The 17,103-nt window shown below is 36.1% G+C and carries 17 protein-coding genes; 14 read left to right on the forward strand and 3 right to left on the reverse strand.

Going from position 1 to position 17,103, the window contains the following annotated elements:
* Positions 1-15: 15 nt before the first annotated feature.
* Together AC13DP_RS01615 and kdsA are read right to left on the reverse strand one after the other, a co-directional pair.
* Positions 16-1,935, reverse strand: a complete 1,920-nt coding sequence (locus AC13DP_RS01615) for a redoxin domain-containing protein (RefSeq protein WP_483067202.1) — start codon at positions 1,933-1,935, stop codon at positions 16-18.
* A gap of 241 nt (positions 1,936-2,176) precedes the next feature.
* Positions 2,177-2,995: a 3-deoxy-8-phosphooctulonate synthase gene (kdsA, locus tag AC13DP_RS01620; RefSeq protein WP_013072929.1), complete on the reverse strand. Its 819-nt coding sequence runs from the start codon at positions 2,993-2,995 to the stop codon at positions 2,177-2,179.
* Between the two features lie 793 nt (positions 2,996-3,788).
* Here kdsA and AC13DP_RS01625 point away from each other — a divergent pair.
* From AC13DP_RS01625 to AC13DP_RS01640, 4 genes are read left to right on the forward strand one after another with little or no spacing between them, the layout of a single operon-like run.
* A complete protein-coding gene (locus AC13DP_RS01625) occupies positions 3,789-4,613 on the forward strand; it encodes a prephenate dehydratase (protein ID WP_483067203.1) in 825 nt (274 codons plus the stop codon).
* Between the two features lie 2 nt (positions 4,614-4,615).
* Positions 4,616-5,761, forward strand: coding sequence for a pyridoxal phosphate-dependent aminotransferase (locus AC13DP_RS01630; RefSeq protein WP_483067204.1), 1,146 nt, complete (start codon positions 4,616-4,618; stop codon positions 5,759-5,761).
* Entirely contained in the window at positions 5,758-6,606 is an 849-nt protein-coding gene (locus AC13DP_RS01635; protein ID WP_483067205.1) for a prephenate dehydrogenase, read from the forward strand. The genes AC13DP_RS01630 and AC13DP_RS01635 overlap by 4 nt, the downstream gene beginning before the upstream one ends.
* An 11-nt stretch (positions 6,607-6,617) precedes the next feature.
* Complete coding sequence (locus AC13DP_RS01640; protein ID WP_013072925.1) at positions 6,618-7,700, forward strand: bifunctional 3-deoxy-7-phosphoheptulonate synthase/chorismate mutase type II; 1,083 nt, start codon at positions 6,618-6,620, stop codon at positions 7,698-7,700.
* A gap of 89 nt (positions 7,701-7,789) precedes the next feature.
* Here the strand turns inward: AC13DP_RS01640 and AC13DP_RS01645 are convergent, their stop codons facing one another.
* Entirely contained in the window at positions 7,790-8,431 is a 642-nt protein-coding gene (locus AC13DP_RS01645) for a hypothetical protein (RefSeq protein WP_228251689.1), read from the reverse strand.
* Between the two features lie 62 nt (positions 8,432-8,493).
* On the opposite strand from AC13DP_RS01645, the gene rsgA reads away from it, so the two are divergent.
* The 10 genes from rsgA (at position 8,494) to AC13DP_RS01695 (ending at position 16,931) form a co-directional block, all read left to right on the forward strand.
* Positions 8,494-9,441, forward strand: a complete 948-nt coding sequence (gene rsgA / locus AC13DP_RS01650) for a ribosome small subunit-dependent GTPase A (protein ID WP_228251688.1) — start codon at positions 8,494-8,496, stop codon at positions 9,439-9,441.
* A complete protein-coding gene (gene dtd, locus AC13DP_RS01655) occupies positions 9,438-9,890 on the forward strand; it encodes a D-aminoacyl-tRNA deacylase (RefSeq protein ID WP_013072923.1) in 453 nt (150 codons plus the stop codon). The genes rsgA and dtd overlap by 4 nt, the downstream gene beginning before the upstream one ends.
* Before the next feature lie 50 nt (positions 9,891-9,940).
* The gene (locus AC13DP_RS01660; protein ID WP_483067206.1) at positions 9,941-11,851 is read left to right on the forward strand and encodes a DUF3857 domain-containing protein; all 1,911 of its coding nucleotides are present in this window, start codon (positions 9,941-9,943) and stop codon (positions 11,849-11,851) included.
* Positions 11,852-11,863: 12 nt separating this feature from the next.
* Entirely contained in the window at positions 11,864-13,864 is a 2,001-nt protein-coding gene (locus AC13DP_RS01665; RefSeq protein WP_483067207.1) for a transglutaminase domain-containing protein, read from the forward strand.
* A complete protein-coding gene (locus AC13DP_RS01670) occupies positions 13,833-14,159 on the forward strand; it encodes a nucleotide pyrophosphohydrolase (protein WP_041579037.1) in 327 nt (108 codons plus the stop codon). Before AC13DP_RS01665 ends, AC13DP_RS01670 begins: the two co-directional genes overlap by 32 nt.
* 1 nt (position 14,160) lies before the next feature.
* Positions 14,161-14,424 carry a hypothetical protein gene (locus tag AC13DP_RS01675; protein WP_013072919.1) on the forward strand — a complete coding sequence of 88 codons (264 nt, stop codon included), beginning with the start codon at positions 14,161-14,163 and terminating at the stop codon, positions 14,422-14,424.
* Between the two features lie 20 nt (positions 14,425-14,444).
* Complete coding sequence (gene aroA, locus AC13DP_RS01680; protein ID WP_483067208.1) at positions 14,445-15,668, forward strand: 3-phosphoshikimate 1-carboxyvinyltransferase; 1,224 nt, start codon at positions 14,445-14,447, stop codon at positions 15,666-15,668.
* A 162-nt stretch (positions 15,669-15,830) separates the two neighbouring features.
* Entirely contained in the window at positions 15,831-16,052 is a 222-nt protein-coding gene (locus tag AC13DP_RS01685; protein WP_347407423.1) for a gamma-glutamylcyclotransferase, read from the forward strand.
* A 282-nt stretch (positions 16,053-16,334) separates the two neighbouring features.
* Complete coding sequence (locus AC13DP_RS01690; RefSeq protein ID WP_347407424.1) at positions 16,335-16,721, forward strand: DUF1287 domain-containing protein; 387 nt, start codon at positions 16,335-16,337, stop codon at positions 16,719-16,721.
* A 9-nt stretch (positions 16,722-16,730) separates the two neighbouring features.
* Entirely contained in the window at positions 16,731-16,931 is a 201-nt protein-coding gene (locus AC13DP_RS01695; protein WP_228251683.1) for a hypothetical protein, read from the forward strand.
* Positions 16,932-17,103 lie beyond the last annotated feature (172 nt).

The raw sequence follows: 17,103 nt of genomic DNA on the forward strand, positions 1-17,103 counted from the left end.
AAATATTAGTTGAGTTTAGGATTGTGTAAGCTGAATCATAATCGCAAGTTCCTCTGCTAATTTATCGGTGTTACCGTTCCAACCTACAGATTTAAATTTAATTCGGCCATCAGGTCCTAATACAAACTTTGTTGGGATTCCTGAAACACCATAGTCTTCTACAACTTTAAAAGAATTACCATCTCCTACTTTTTCATCCATTAACACATGAAAATCATAATCATTAGCATCGATAAATTCGCTTACTTCTTTCATGCGTACATCAGGGGTCTGGCTTTCCCAGGTATCGATAAATAAGAATTCTACATTTGGATTGTCTTTATGGGCTACCACCGCTTTTTGCATTCCCGGGAATGACATTTTACAGGGGCCACACCAGGTAGCCCAAAAATCAAGAATAACGGTTTTTCCTTTTAATTCTTCTAGGCTAACCTCTTTGCCTTCAAGATCTTTTAGGGTAAACTGGCTGGCATCCTCATCGATCATCATTTTTTTGATATCGCTTTTTGCTTTTTGGTGACCTTTTTCTTCAAGCATGGCCAATTCTTTTTCAAATCCGGCAGTATCACCAACAGCGGTGTAAGCTTCTTTGTAATATTCGTTTAACTTTTCAGAACCTTTATTTTTAGCTATAAAACTGGCAGCTTTTTCTTTTGCAGTCTCGTATTGCTTATCTTCCACTAAATATTGGATATACTTTTCAGTAATCTCGGCATCGGCAGTTTTGGAGTTTGCTGCCATTTCCTGATATTTTATCGCTTCTTTAAGGTCGCCTTGCTTATACATGATCGTTGCATAAGTATCCTCATACATTACTTTCATGTAGTCTAAGTTGCTTTTATATTGTGAAGCAGTTTGAGTTTTTGGCTTATCTTCTTTAGGGTCTATATTTTCAATAAGATCAAGGGACTTTTTAGAAATCTCCTGTGCTTTTCCAAGATCCTTGCCCTCTTCAGCTAATTTCCAGGCAATGCTATTATATGCCGAAGCTTCTCTTCCTTTCTCAGAAATTTTTGAAGCATATTCCTTTGCTTTCTCTATATCGCCCTCTACAGCAAACTCGCTGGCTAACATGGAAAGCATGTAATTCCTGTACATGTTCTCCTTACCAATCTTGTCTTCGTAATCCTGAAAAACTTTTTCTTTTTCGGCAGAACCTTTAGCCTCGTAAACTTTTTGATAATAACTGGAAGTTGCTAAAGATCCTTGCGGAAACTTTTCCGGGATCAAATTTCTTAAAGAGTCAGCAATTTTTTTATTTTCAATCATGGCATTCATGCGATACAAACGCATATAATCCTCTTCACTTAAAGAATCATTGGCAAAAGCAGTTGCCATTTGTTTTTCGACAAAAGCAGTGGCCTTTTCCTTATCAGATTTTATAAGGTTAATATAATTTCCAGCCCATTTTCCCTCTAAAGAAGCATCTTTTTTAAAGTCAGCCTCAAATTTAGAAATGATGGAATCTTTAGGAATTTCTATATTTCCATAACGATCTCCCTGGCTATAAAGATTTGCAATTTGTGCAGCACTTCCTGTTAGTGCATTACCTTCTTCATCGTAAAGCGGAAGCACATAACCTTCTTTATCGTTATTCTCATCTATATTGTATTGTTTAAACTGAAAAGAAATCGCCTTTACAGAATCCGGGATTTTGATATTGGACATGTACATCGTAGCCGAATCCTTGAGTTCAATATCTTCGGGATACACACCAGTATCTGTAATGAAGTTTATTATTCCTTTTACTTTTTCATCTTCACTGGAAGGGATACTATCTCCTGAAGCATAAGTAATTTTGATTTCATCGCCTGGTTTTGGAAATTCTTTGCTTATATGTAAAGCGCCTATATCTTTTCCCTTATCCTCGGGTTCGCTTTCGCACGAAATTAATGCGCTAACTACAGCTAATGTGGGTAATAGTATTTTCTTCATATTCTGATTGATGTTTTTTTATCCTCTTTATTTAAAAGATAGTGGTTATTATATATGAAAATAGTTAAAATGAGTTGATGTTTTAATATAGATTATTGATTTAACATTTTTTATAAATTTTGAATAAAATTATTCTTTTAAAATGCATAAATCTGAAAAAATAGCGTCGGGATTATCAAAACCTAAAGCTCCTAAATGGAAAATTTATATTTAGGAGCTTATAGTAATTTTATAAAGCTTATTAAAAGGAATTTATAGTTTGGCGGATGGCCACCAGATTGGTCATTAATTGTTCTAAATATTTTAGATCGAGCATATTGGCGCCATCACTTTTAGCATTAGCAGGATCAAAATGAGTTTCGATAAATAATCCATCTACATTATTTACCACTCCGGCTCTGGCGATGGTTTCTATCATATCGGGTCTGCCACCGGTTACACCACTGCTTTGATTGGGCTGTTGTAAGCTATGGGTGACATCTAAAACGGTAGGCGCAAATTCTCGCATAGTGGGAATTCCTCTAAAATCAACAATCATGTCTTTATACCCAAACATGGTACCGCGATCGGTAACCATCACCTGCTCGTTATCACAATCTGTTACCTTCGTTACCGCGTGTTTCATAGATTCGGGACTCATAAACTGTCCTTTTTTAAGGTTCACTGTTTTCCCGGTTTCAGCGGCAGCAACTACAAGATCTGTTTGCCGAACCAAAAATGCAGGTATTTGTAGGATATCAACATATTCTGCTGCTAGTTTGGCATCGTTAATTTCATGAATATCGGTAATCGTAGGTACTTTAAAAGTTTCGGAAACTTTTCTAAGTATTTTTAAAGCCTTTTCATCGCCAATTCCCGTAAAGCTATCGATCCTTGATCGGTTTGCTTTTTTAAAACTTCCTTTAAAGACATAAGGAATTTTTAGTTTATCGGTAATTTCAACAACTTTTTCTGCAATCCTTAAAGCCATTTCTTCACCTTCAATAGCACATGGGCCTGCTAAAAGAAAAAAATTATCAGAATTGGCATGATGTATCTGTGGTATATTTTCTAATTTCATGAGTTTTTATTTATGGCAAAGGTACAGCATATTCTGTTTTTGCAATAATGTAATGTGTAATCTGGATTTAAGGTTTTCTATATTTCCTAAGCTAATGAGGATATGGTAAAAGCATTAAGAATAGTAGAGACTTTCCGGTAGATTGTTTATGCATAAAGGAAAGAAGTAAATAGATTAAATAAATACTTTGTTTATTAGACTTATTAAAGATGCTAAAGCTTGTGTAGACTAAAGTGATTATAAATAAGGTGTTGAGCTCAGCATGATTTTATATTTTATAGAGGTGATCTTAGGGGGTATGTTCCAAACTTAATAGCTCTTTAGGCGGCTAGAAATAAGAAAAAAATCTAAATGTATCTCTTAGAAGCGTAATATTGGAATTTGAATTCTTTATAACGAATATAATTTTTGATTTTTTAGCTCTAAAACTCTCTTTTTTTAGTTTTCATATGCTATAAAAAGCGATTAGCGTTATTAATTATCCAAAAACAGACTTTCTCAAAATAGCTTTACTGCAAACTTTCTTTTGAAATTACTGAAATATCAAAAGATTCGTAAAAAGTACATTTATTATAAAAAATATTAAAAAATGCTTTCTTCATATTAAAATATAATTATACTTTAGTCGGCGTAATAACGAACAGATGAACAACTTAATTACTTGGAACGCATTCTTTTATTTTTATTTCTTTTTTAAGGATTAGAGATCGGGAATGGTATGTAATTAAGCAAACAATATTATATAAAAGTCTCGATCTAAAAATCGGGACTTTTTTTTTACGTCAATTTTGGAATGAAAAAAGTTATAGGAATACAGGGGATCCAGGGGTCCTTTCATCATTTGGTCGCCCAGCAATATTACGGGGAAGATGTACAGGTAAAAGAGTGCATGTCTTTTCAGGAACTGGTGCACCGTTTGGTAAATGATGAAACCCAGGAAGCCGTAATGGCGATAGAAAATTCTATAGCGGGCTCTATCCTTCCCAATTACGCATTGATTGATGAAAATAATCTACATGTAATAGGAGAGCATTATATCCCAATCGCCATGAATATGATGGCGCTTAAAGGACAGAAAATCGACCAGATTAAGAAAGTATACTCTCACCCCATGGCTTTACTGCAGTGTAAAGAGTTTTTTAAAAAATATCCTTATATAAAACTTATTGAAGATGCCGATACCGCAGAGGTTGCCAGAAGAATCTCAGAAAAGCAATCTAAGCACGTGGCTGCGGTAGCCAGTACGGCAGCGGCTGCTATTTTTGGCTTGGATATTTTGGCTGCAGATATTCATACAAAAAAGAGTAATGCCACCCGGTTTTTAATCATCAGTAAAAAGAAGAAAGAGCCTAACGGAGAGAAGATTGATAAAGCTTCATTGAAGTTTGAATTAGAAAGTCGCACCGGTAGTTTGGTTTCTGTATTGAACATCATGAGAGATTTTGAGCTGAACATGACGAAGATCCAAAGTATGCCAATTATTGAAACTCCCTGGAAATACAGTTTTTTTATCGATGTAACATTCGATGATTACGAAAGGTTTTCTAAAGCTATGGAAGTGTTAAGAATGATGACCGAGCAATTAAGAATTTTTGGAACATATAAAAACAACGTTTAATAATGATACCAGCCAATAGGTTAGAACATGTAAAAGAGTACTATTTCTCTTCAAAGTTAAGAGAAGTTCGTGCCTTACAGGCCGCAGGTAAGCCCATTATCAATTTAGGAATTGGTAGTCCGGATTTACCACCACCAAAACAGGTGATTGCTGCCTTAAATAAGGGGTTAACTCAAAATGGTGCACATCAATATCAGCCGTATAAAGGTACTACCGAATTTAGGAATGCGGTCGCCGGTTTCTATCAAAAGTATTATCAGGTATCCTTAGATCCCGAAACCGAGATTATTCCGTTAATGGGAAGTAAAGAAGGGATTTTGCATATTTCTATGGCTTATTTAAATGAAGGCGATGAGGTGCTAATCCCTAACCCAGGCTATCCAACCTATACGTCGGTTTCAAAATTGGTTGGTGCAAAGGCGATTTTTTATAATCTGAATGAGGAAGGGAATTGGTTGCCGAATTTCGAGGAGTTAGAACAGAAGGATTTAAGTAAGGTGAAAATTATGTGGGTTAATTATCCGCATATGCCAACCGGAGCCTCAGCTACAGAGGAGGTTTTTGAGCAATTGGTAGCCTTTGGTAAAAAACATCAGATTCTTATCGTTAATGATAATCCGTATAGCTTTATTCTAAACGAACATCCTAAAAGTATTTTAAAAATTGCAGGCGCTAAAGAAGTAGCACTAGAGCTGAATAGTTTAAGCAAGAGCTTTAATATGGCGGGTTGGCGTGTAGGAATGTTAAATGGCAGCGCTAAAAATATCGACACTGTATTAAAGGTAAAAACCAATATGGATAGTGGGATGTTTTATCCAGTGCAGGCTGGTGCTACTGCAGCATTGGAATTGGACAAAAACTGGTTTGATGCTATGAATGCGATTTATAAAAGCCGAAGAGCTAAAATTCTGGAATTAGCTGCAGCTTTGGGTTGCAAGCCAGGAAAAGAACAGGCTGGGATGTTTATATGGTGTAAAGTACCGGAAGGAAAATCTTCTGAAGAGTTTGTAGATAACCTGCTGCATGACCATAGTATTTTTACCGCTCCCGGTTTTATTTTTGGAGATATGGGGGAAGGCTATATTCGTTTTTCGCTTTGCACAGACGAAAAAAATGTAGATGAAGCCATTAAACGAATTAAAGGATGAAAGTAAGTGTAATTGGAGTAGGACTTATTGGTGGTTCGTTTGCGTTGGCAATAAAAGAATCCTTTCCTGAAAGTACCATTTTTGGTATCGATAAGAGTGAAGCACATGTAAAAGAAGCTCTAGAGATTGGTTATATCGATGCTGCCGGAACGATGGAAGATCTGGCCGATAGTGATGTTGCAATTGTAGCGGTGCCTGTAGATATCAGTATTAAAGTTCTAAAAGAAGCTTTAGACAATGCCGGAGACCATACGTTGGTAATCGATGCCGGTTCTACAAAATTCAAATTGTGTGAAGCGGTAAAAGATCATCCAAAACGAAGAAATTATTTATCGTCTCATCCTATTGCAGGAACCGAGTTTTCTGGTCCCTCTGCAGCTATAAAAGATTTATATAAAGAAAAGACCAATATCGTATGTGAAGTAGAAAAGACCGCTTTTAAACTCCAGGAGCGAGGTATGGAAATTTTCAGGAAAATAGGAATGCGTATTCGGTATATGGATCCAGAATCTCATGATCGTCATATTGCATATGTATCGCATTTATCACATATTAGCTCGTTTATGTTAGGGAAAACAGTCCTTGAAAAAGAGAAGAACGAGCGGGATATTTTTGATTTGGCGGGAAGTGGTTTTGCATCAACGGTAAGGCTGGCAAAAAGCTCGCCAGCGATGTGGTCGCCCATTTTTCAGCAGAATAAAGAAAACGTGCTGGAAACGCTAAATGAATATATTCATAATTTAACCGCTTTTAGAGACTTAATCGCCAACGATGAGTTTGGTGAAGTGTACAACGAAATCGAACGTACAAATCATATAAAATCAATTTTAAACGGAATTAGCTAAAATTTTTAATCATGGAAAACAAGAAAGAATTAAGAAACTGGTTAGATGCATTCGGATTAGATCATCCCTTGGTCATCGCAGGACCATGTAGTGCAGAGACCGAAGAGCAGGTGCTAAAAATCGCTCATCAGTTAAAAGATACCGATGCGACAGTTTTACGAGCCGGAATCTGGAAACCAAGAACAAGACCTGGGAATTTTGAAGGTGTTGGTGCTTTAGGTTTAAAATGGTTACAAAAGGCCAAAGAAGAAACCGGAATGTTAACAACTACCGAGGTTGCAAATCCGCATCACGTTGAGTTGGCTTTAAAACACGATGTTGATATTCTTTGGATTGGAGCAAGAACTACGGTTTCTCCTTTTATTATTCAGGAAATTGCAGATGCGCTAAAAGGAACCGATAAGCCGGTATTAATTAAAAATCCTGTAAACCCAGATTTAGCTTTGTGGCTAGGTGCGGTTGAGCGTATGTATACTGCAGATATCAAAAATCTAGGGGTAATTCACAGAGGATTCTCCAGCTACGAAAAATCGAAATACCGTAACAATCCGGAATGGCAAATTGCAATCGAGTTACAAAATAAATTCCCGGATCTTCCTTTAATTTTAGATCCTTCTCACATAGCGGGACGTCGTGATATTATTTTTGATCTTTGTCAAACTGCTTTAGATCTTAATTTTGACGGATTAATGGTAGAGACTCACTGGGATCCGGATAATGCATGGAGTGATGCTAAACAGCAAATTACACCAGCAACTTTGGTGCAGATCATGAAAGATCTTAAGATCAGAAAAGAGGTTTCTGAAAGTGAAGAATACCAAAATAAATTACAGAATCTTAGGGCTAAAATCGATATTGCCGATAATCAGTTAATCGAGCTTTTAGCGAAGCGTATGAAAATTTCTGAAGATATCGGTCACGTGAAAAAGTCACAAAACGTAGCGATTCTTCAAACCAAACGTTGGAATGAAATCCTTGGTAAGATGGTGCTTGAAGGTGAGCAACACGGACTAAGTGAAGAGTTTGTTTTAAAATTATTTAAAGCAGTTCACCAGGAATCAATTAATCATCAGCAGGCAATTTTAGACAGCTAAGCATTGAAATGATTTCTTGATTTTCCAAAATAAAAGAAAGGCCGTTCAGGTGATCTGAACAGCCTTTCATTTTGGGTTTTAATTTTGTTTTATTTGGTATAAGCAAGTCTTCTTGAAGCTTTTCGCATTAATTTATTGATTAGCTGATCATTAGAGCTGCCTAAGCTTCCCGCTACACGTTTATTGTAATTCCAGAGTAATACGCCATCTTCTGCATTGTTTATACTCATGTTTACGGTAGCTGAATTTGTAGTTCCCCAAAAGCCGACAAGAAGTCCTAAAGCTAGAGATGCACCATCAGACATTGGTTTGTCTGTTTCAAATTTACCTGTAATCACGGCATCTACATTTAGTAATGTTGCAAGTTCTTTAGGTGTGGTAACGCTTAAATCAATTTCATTTTTATTCAAAATAGCATTTGTAGTATTTGGGTCTTGAACTTCAATTAAAAGTTTACCTCGCTTCCTTCTTTTTAAAAACCAGGAATACATAGCCGTTTGGATGGATTGTCCTTCATGCATTTCCATTTCCTTTAATTGTTCTGCTGTAATTTCTTTCATTTGTTTAGGACGAAGACTTACCTTTGCTGAAAATGGGATGATTGCTATAGATTTATGATCTTTAGCAATAGTTTCGAAATCGGGATGTTCAAATAAATTAGTTTGAGCTTCCACGGTTGCGCCTACTAAAATAGTAAGAGCAAGGAGTAGTTTAAATGTAATTTTGTTCATTTGTTAAAAATTTGAATGGCGCTAATATATCTTAAAAATTTGTTAATAAACAAATTTATTTAATGAAAGGAACGGTTTATAAATCTACGGGCAGTTGGTATCAGGTAAAGGCAGAGAATGGTGAATTCTATGATTGCCGTATCAAAGGGAAATTCCGAATAAAAGGAATTAAAAGTACTAATCCTGTTGCGGTAGGCGATCAGGTAGAGATTGATCTTGAAGAAATTTCAGGACAAACTCAAGGGGTCATCAAAAAGATTAAAGACCGTGATAATTATATTATTCGGCGTTCAGTGAACCTGTCTAAACAAACGCATATTATCGCGGCTAATATCGATCAGGTTTTTCTTATGGTAACGCTAAATAATCCTCCCACTTTTACCACATTTATCGATCGATTTTTAGTTACGGCAGAGGCCTATCATGTAAAAGCCGTACTTCTTTTTAATAAAATCGATACGTATAACGAAGATGAGCTTTTAGAAATAAAATTTCTGGCAAAGCTGTATCGTGATATTGGATATGAATGCATAGGCATCTCCGCAAAAAGCGGTAAAAATGTAGATAAGGTAAAAGAAATGATGTTGGGTAAAACCTCTATGTTTTCAGGGCATAGTGGTACGGGTAAATCTACATTGATCAATGCGCTGGAGCCTTCTTTAAACTTAAAAACCCTCGAGATTTCTGAGCAACATAAACAAGGTCAACATACCACTACTTTTGCTGAAATGTTCGACCTTAGTTTTGATGCCAGAATTATAGATACTCCGGGAATTAAAGGATTTGGAGTGGTAGATATCGAAAAAGAAGAATTAGGTAATTATTTTCCTGAGTTTTTTGAATTAAAACAAGATTGTAAATTTCATAATTGCCTGCATCTTAATGAACCAAAATGTGCGGTAAAAGATGCGTTAGAAGAAGGGGAAATTCCGTGGTCGCGTTATAAAAGTTATTTGCAAATCATCGAAGGCGAGGACGAGCCTTATAGAATGGATAATTATAAGAAATGAGAGTAGTTTTGCAGCGGGTAACCAATGCTTCTGTAAGCATAGAAAATAAGGTAAATGCTGAAATTGGTTTAGGCCTTTTGTTATTAGTAGGCATAGAAGCTGATGATACTTCAGAAGATATAGAATGGCTTTGTAGAAAGATTGTGAATATGCGTATCTTTAATGATGAAGACGAGGTGATGAATAACTCGCTTTTAGATGTAAAAGGTGATGCCATCATTGTAAGCCAGTTTACCTTACATGCAAGTACTAAAAAGGGTAATCGCCCAAGTTATATTAAAGCGGCAAAGCCGGATATGGCGATTCCGTTATATGAGGAATTTATTGCAAGCTTTGAGAAACAGCTGGGCAAAAAAGTAGGAACGGGTAAATTTGGTGCTGATATGAAGGTAGCACTGCTAAATGACGGACCAGTAACTATCTTAATGGATTCTAAAAATAAAAGTTAAAAATTCTTAAAATTTTAATATATTGCAAAACGAATATCATCAGTTTTGCAATGAAATCTTTTTTATTAGGCTTTATGCTCCTAAGTGGAATCCTTGGTTATGCTCAGGATTCTTACCAAAGTATCATTCTAAAAAAAGAACTTACCGAACATGCTAATGCGGTTATCAGGGATGAGACTATTTTAATTGAGGTTGAGGATGTAGATAAAATGACGGTTACCACCAAACGAGTAGTTACCGTACTTAATAAATACGGCGATCGTTATGTCCATGCCTACGACTTTTACGATGATGGTGATGCCAAGATAAAGTCACAATCTGTTTACGTTTACGATAACAAAGGCACAGAGATCAAGAAGTATAAACAGCGGGATTTTAAAGATCAAAGTGCGGTAGGCTCTTCTAATTTATATTCAGATAACAGAGTGAGCTATCTGGATTATTCTCCTATGAGTTATCCTTATACGGTGGTTTACGAGAGTGAAGTGCAAATGTCTACCACTGTTTTTATTCAGCCTTTTCAGCCAGTTGATGGTTACTTTGTAAGTATGGAATCCGGTTCATACCAGTTAAAAAATCCAAAGCATATACCACTACGTTATCTGGAGTCTAATTTAGATAGTATTAAACTCGAAAAGAATAATACCGAATTCGAGTTATCCTATAAAGTAAGTCATATTCCGGCCTATAAATATGAGCCGTATAGTCCCCAGATTTCAGACATGACCCCAAAAGTAAAAGTCGCTCTGGACAGGTTTAGTTTGATGGGGGTAGAGGGGACTGCCAATAACTGGAAAGAATTTGGGAAGTGGCAATACGAAAACCTTATTAAAGGCAGGGATGCGTTAAATGCGGTTACAAAAGCCGAGATTTCAGAACTGGTAAAAGACGCTGAGAGCGATTACGAGAAAGCTAAACTCATTTATGAGTATATGCAGGGTAAAACCCGCTACATTAGTGTGCAATTAGGTATTGGTGGCTGGGAGCCAATTTTAGCGACTGAAGTAGATCGTTTGGGGTATGGAGATTGTAAAGGCCTAACCAATTATATGAAAGCTTTACTGGCTTCACAGGGTATTCAATCAAACTATGCAGTGGTTTATGCCGGGGAAGAACAAAAAGATATTGATCCTGAGTTTGCCTCAATGCAGGGGAACCATGTTATTTTAAATGTGCCGGGAATCGCAGAAAATGATGTTTGGCTGGAATGTACCAGCCAGTCCTTACCATTTAATTATTTGGGAGATTTTACAGATAATCGTCATGTATTACTCATAAAAGAGGAAGGTGGAGAAATTGTGAAAACCCCAAACTATGAGTGTGCCATAAATCTTGAAGAAACCCTATGTGATATAGGCCTTTCTGAAGATATTTTTACCGCCAGTATAAAAAAGCAAAGCAAAGGCATTTCCTACGGGAATAATTACCATATACAAACACAAAAAGAGAAAGATAAAAACCTATATTATAAAGAGGTTTTTGGAAACTTACAGGGTATTCATTTTGATAATTTAAAGTTTGAAAACGATAAAGAGCACGCTAGTTTTTCAGAAGAATTAGTTTTTAGCGGTAAAAAATTTTACACCACTGCAGGTAAAAGGATCTTACTGCCGCTTAATTTTATTGAGCCCGAAATAGATATAGTATCACGTAACGAAAACAGACTTTATCCTATTGAGATTTTACGTGGATTTACTAATAAAGATCAATTCAATTTTAAAATTCCTGAAGGTTATGCGGTGGAGGCCCTACCCGAAGCAATTAGCATAGATACCGATTTTGGAAGTTTTAAACTCTCTGTTAAAGAATCTAACGAGCATCCGGGAACTCTTGTGGTTAAGCGCTCTTTAAGTGTAAACCAGGGACATTGGCCAGCAGATAAATACGAAGATTTTAGAGCGTTTTTAAACAAGATCAACATGTTAAGCAATCAAAAAGCTGTTTTAGTTAAAAACGGCTAAAAACTATCTACTATGCATTTAAAATTTTATCTCATTGCCTTGCTCTTAATAGGAGGTACAGCGCAGGCACAAAATTACAAATTTGGTAAGGTCTCTAAAGAAGAGGTTCAGGAAACAGCACATCCTACAAACAAAGATGCAGACGCTGCGATATTGTATAAAAAACAATACACGTTCTATGAATATAATTCAAATACCGGTTTTGCGCTAATAACAAAATATCATTATAGAATTAAGCTTTATAATGAAGATGGGTTCGATTGGGCGACCGTGAATTTAAATTCCTATATAAACGGTAGTGATGATGAGAAAATTTACGGCATTAAAGGCTATACCTATAACCTTGAAGGAGATCAACTTGTTGAAGAAAAATTAAGAAAAGATGAAATTTTTGATGAAGAGGTTTCTAAATACCGCAAAGCTTTTAAATTCACGATGCCATCCCTAAAACCAGGTAGCGTTATTGAATATGAATACGAGAAAAGTAGTCCGTTTTTAACCTCTTTGGATGACACAGAGCTTCAAACGACGATCCCGATAAAAAAGATAGAAGTTAAAGTTGAAATTCCGGAATTTTTTGGTTTTGTATCACATTACAATCAGCTGGCCTCACTTTTTGTTCCTGTAACGCAAACGAGTGAACCTTTTAATATGCATGCGCAAAGCACAAATTATTTGCAAAAGGTATATACTATTGCAAAAGAAGATATCCCGGCGCTAAAAGAAGAAGTGTATGTGGATTACCTGGATAATTATGCTGCAAGGATAAAATGGGAGTTACAATACACCAAGTTTCCTAATCAACCTATGGAATATTTTAGCCATACCTGGGATGATGTGTCTAAATCTATTTATGATGAAGGGGGCTATGCTACAGAGCTAAGAAAAAGTAATTTCTTCAAGGATGATATTGATGGGGTATTAGCAGAAGCAGCGAATCCCGAAGAAAAGCTGATTCTTATATATAACTTCGTGAAAAGTAAAATCGCGTGGAATGACTATATTGGTTATACGGCGGAAAACGGAATTAGAAAGGCCTATAAAGAGGGTACCGGGAATACTGGAGATATAAACTTACTGCTTACGGCTATGCTCCGTTACGCTGGTTTGCAGGCCTATCCTGTTTTGTTAAGCACTAAAAGTAACGGGGTTCCTGTTTTTCCCACACGCTCTGGATTTAATTACGTGATCGTGGGCGTACAATTAGGGGAACAAATCATTCTTTTGGATGCCACAGATAAAAATGCAGCACCTGGAGAACTACCAGATCGCGCCAGGAACTGGCAGGGTAGAATTATTCAGGATGATGGAAAATCAGATTGGGTGTATTTATTACCAAATTATAAGTCTTCAAAGTGGGATTATCTCAACTTTCAGATCACCGAAGATCTAAAAATAAAAGGAAAGTGTACTGGTGTATATAACAGATTGGCGGCAAAAAATCATCGAGATAAATATCGTGGGATTAATCAGGATAATTATATAGAAATGCTTCAGGAGGGGAAAGGTGATATTTTGATTTCAGCTCTAACCAAAGAAAATGAGCACCAAATAGGGAGCGATATTAAAGAGATTTATCAATTTGAAATTCATAACGGGGTCGAAGCCATTGGAGATAAATTATATATAAATCCGCTATTATTTTTGGCTGAGGATGAGAATCCTTTTAAGGCTGAAGAGCGAACCTATCCTATTTATTTAAATTACCCAATGAAATATGGTAGTACCGTCAATATTATGGTTCCTAAAGGTTATAAAGTAGAATCATTACCAGAGAGTGCTATGGTAAAAATGAATGAGGATGGTGCGAATTTTAAATACATCATTTCCCAGAGTGCAAACTTCCTACGAATTGAAACCTCGATAGATTTAAATAAATCCATTTACGCATCTTCGGATTATGAATATTTAAAAAACTTTTTCGATGAAATTGTGAGTAAACATTCAGAAGCTATAGTTTTGTCTAAAATTGAAGACAGAAATGAATCTACAGAACTCACAGAAGGCCGTTGATGATTGGATCAAAGAGCACGGCGTAAGATATTTTAATGAATTGACTAATATGGCGCAACTCACCGAAGAGGTTGGTGAAGTTGCGCGTATTATTGCGCGTAGATATGGCGAGCAAAGTGAAAAAGAAAGCGATAAAGCAAAAGATCTTGGCGAGGAGCTCGCCGATGTGGTGTTTGTAGTACTTTGTCTTGCTAATCAAACCGGAGTAGATTTACAGGAAGCTTTCGATAAAAAACTAGATCTTAAAACTAAAAGAGATCACAACAGGCATCATAATAACGAAAAGCTAAAGTAAGATGAAGTTTAAAGAAATTATGTCCAGTAAAAAGTACTGGAAGTCTGTTGCTATTTTAGGCTTTTTATTTGTTCTTATTTACAATATCGTCATGATGGTCATCGATTATGGAGGGCTGGCTTTTAAAGAATATTATCAGGATAGGATGGCAGACGGGAAAATGATTACTTTTGTTGTGGGTCAGGTCTTGGGAATGATCGTATATGGTATGATTGTATCTTACGGCCAGTTCCGAAGAAAAGAAAAGGAGCAACTAAAAAAATAATATTATCAATTTTCTCTTCCATGAAATTTAAACTTAAGCACTCACAGGAAACTGTGAAAGGAGCGCTGCAAATAACAGGATCTAAAAGCGAATCAAACCGATTATTAATTATAGAATCGCTGTTTAAGAACCTTGAGATTTCCAATCTTTCGAATAGTGATGATACCCAGGTGATGAAAAAAGCTTTGACTTCTAATGAAGTTGAGGTAGATATCCATCATGCCGGTACTGCCATGCGTTTTCTTACAGCTTATTTTGCGGTTCAGGAAGGAAGAGAAACAGTATTAACCGGTAGCCCGCGTATGCAGGAGCGACCTGTTAAATTACTGGTAGAAGCGCTTCGATCTATGGGGGCTGATATTTCTTATGAAAGGAATGAAGGTTACCCGCCAATACGAATACAGGGTAAAAAGCTTCAGGCCAATGCTGTAAGCCTTCAGGCCAATATTAGCAGCCAGTATATTTCAGCATTAATGCTTATTGGAGCTTCGCTTCCTGAGGGATTAACCATTAACCTGGAAGGGCAGGTGACCAGTACTCCGTATATCCTGATGACATTAGAAATGCTTCAGCGCTCAGGTATTCAGGGAAGTTTCGAGGATAATATCATTAGGATTGAAGCATGTGCTGCGGTTTCTCCAAAAACGATTCCGGTAGAATCAGATTGGAGCTCTGCTTCCTACTTTTATAGTATAGCGGCACTCGCAGAAGAAGCTGAGATCAAATTATCGAATTACAGGGAAGAAAGTTTACAGGGAGATTCTTGTCTCGCAAACATCTATAAGCAGTTTGGTGTAGAAACAAGTTTTGAAGAAAACAGCATTACGTTAACAAAATCGAAATGTTCTAAACCGGCAAGTATTACTGAAGACCTAAGAAATTCTCCGGATATCGCACAAACCATTGCAGTAACTTGTCTTGGTTTGGGAACCGCATGCAAACTAACCGGGCTCCATACACTCAAGATCAAGGAAACCGATCGATTGGTGGCATTAAAAAACGAAATCGAAAAATTAGGAGGGGAAGTAGTGATCTCTGACGAGCATTTGGAGCTAAAGCCATCTGCAATTTTAAAAGAAAATGTAGAAATCGAGACCTATAACGATCATCGTATGGCTATGGCATTTGCACCTATAGCTTTAAAAGTTCCAGTGATAATAGCGGATGCTATGGTGGTATCTAAAAGTTACCCTGACTTTTATTCAGACCTGGAACAGCTGAATTTTAAAGTAATTAAGGAATAATAAACTTCGATACCATTTATAAGAGCTTATTGGAAAGATTGAAAATTCAATAAGCGCCTTATTTATTTTCTTACGGAACGCTTCAAAAAGAGAACGTACAAATCGAAACTTTTGGCGGGATTTTAAACGTAGAAAATGATTGTTTCCTGATATAAAATTTAAATGCTTGAGATTACCGATCCGGAAGTTTTAGCGTTGAGCGGAGAAAAATATCATCCGATAATCGACTATTCAGGAAATCCCAAACATTACGTAGAAGGTACTCTGTTTGAATTAACCGAACAAGAGTTACTGAATGCAGATAAGTATGAAGTAGATGATTATAAGCGGGTAGAAGTTATGTTCCAATCCAATAAAAAAGGATTTATCTACGTTAAGAAGTAAAGAGCATTTCTTCGATTTATGATTAAAGGACTTTGTTAAGTATCGCTAATTTCCAATCGGGAGATTGTGTTTACTTAATTACTTCAGATTTATGAAAAAGGTACTTTTAATCTTATTTTTCTTTTCAAACTTCGTAGGTTTTTCACAACCCCAGGATTAACCAAAAAGTTTGTCAGATTGTGCTTTAGAACTTACGCAACAAAAGGTAAGTTATGATCCTAGCTATTTTTTATAGATTATCCCAATGGAGATATTCCTGCTAATAAAGGAGTATGTACCGATGTGATTATTAGAGCTTATAGAAAGCAAGATATAGACTTACAACAATTGGTTCATGAGGATATGAAAAATAATTTTGATAAATATCCGAACAATTGGGGATTAAAGCGAACCGACAAAAATATAGACCATCGAAGAGTTCCTAATTTGATGACTTTTTTTAAAAGAGCGGGAGCTGAAAAAAGTATTACCCAAAATGCAGCCGACTATAATCCTGGTGATGTTGTGGCGTGGAATTTAGGTAATGGTTTAACTCATATTGAGATTGTAGTAGATAAAAAATCTAATGACAGAAAAAGAAACTTGATTGTACATAATATTGGGAATGGACAAGTTATAGAAGACTGCCTTTTTGATTACAAAATTATCGGTCATTATCGATATGAATAACCATACTTAATGGAAGAAGTAAAACTATTCTTTTTTTTATTGGCTTCTTTCTTCGGAATTGAAAATGGTCAAATTTTATCGGAATGGAACAAACTACGTTATTTAGTAAAAGCGGATACCGGTTTACGCAAAGAAATGAAAGGTTTTATTATTGAAAGCTTCAACTTAAAAAACAAAAACAGGAGAAATCCAACTATATTTAAGGCTTAAATACTCTAATAAAGCAGATTTAAAGATATTAGGAGTTTGGTATAATTCAGATAAACATCAGTTTGCTATAAATAATATAACTAAGGACAATATTAGTAGTGAAACCGGGAAATTGGCAGGTAATTATTGGGTTTTCGATGCCGATCAAAGCTTCAACTTTACAATTCAGCCT

This window comes from Zunongwangia sp. L-65, assembly GCF_056859415.1.